Source organism: Albidovulum salinarum, from assembly GCF_025673475.1.
GTDB classification, from domain to species: Bacteria; Pseudomonadota; Alphaproteobacteria; order Rhodobacterales; family Rhodobacteraceae; genus Albidovulum; species Albidovulum salinarum.
In genome coordinates this window covers 1-807 of the sequence record NZ_JAOVQO010000071.1, presented here as the reverse complement: position 1 = coordinate 807, position 807 = coordinate 1, and the positions used below count along the sequence as shown (strand labels likewise).

Here is an 807-nt window from a genome sequence, read left to right as displayed (position 1 = left end):
TTCATCGCGGGGTCGAACCAGATCGTCAGCGACCCACGGCGCTTGAGCGCTTCGTTATAGGCTGGCCAGTTCGAAGTCTTGTAGATCGCGGGTGTCGGTCTGCTCATGCCACCCACCTACCACGCTGGATTCACGAGATGAATCCCTCTCGGGATTTATGCAACATTTGTAACCGCCCCTTGCGCAAGAGGAATCTTCAGGATTGATTTCGGCGCATCGTCGGGTGCTGACATGTGTCCGGCCTCTGATGCGACCAGCTACATGCCGCGGGCCCGTATGGTGTTCGAAGGTCGGGTCCGGATCAAAGCCGCGTGCTCGTAGGCACTCTGTTGCACACTGGTTCTCCCGATCCCGTCTCACGATCGTTGCGGCAAACCGCTCCTTGCCTTCTTCCGCTCCGACGTCCTCGCGACTGCCGGACGACTTACGCCGCCGCAGTTGGAGACCGGTAGACTTCACCCTTCGCCATCAGAGCCCAGACGATGCGCGCCATCTTGTTGGCCAAGGCGACGCGCACCAGCATTGCTGGTTTGCGTGTCAGCATTCCCGCCAGCCAGGTGCCCGGCCGGGCGGTGGCATGGACATGCTGCTTGATGATGACGCTGTTGGCGCCGATGATCAGCAGGCGCCGCAATGATCGCTCGCCCATCTTCGTCGTCGCTCCGAGGCGCTGCTTGCCGCCCGTCGAGTGTTGTCGCGGCACGAGGCCGAGCCAGGCGGCGAAGTCACGACCGCGGCGGAATGTCTCTGCTGGCGGGGCCAACACCGCGATGGCGGTGGCGATCAGGGGCCCGATGCCGGGCACCG

Annotated in this window: 1 protein-coding gene and 1 pseudogene; both read right to left on the bottom strand. The window is 63.2% G+C overall.

The genetic code is table 11. The features are described 5' to 3' along the window. Window positions 1-107, bottom strand: a pseudogene (locus tag OEZ60_RS22170) (IS5/IS1182 family transposase); the annotation flags it as partial. A gap of 317 nt (window positions 108-424) precedes the next feature. Next, window positions 425-807: transposase (locus tag OEZ60_RS22165; RefSeq protein ID WP_263341048.1), on the bottom strand; the 383-nt coding region annotated here is incomplete at its 5' end.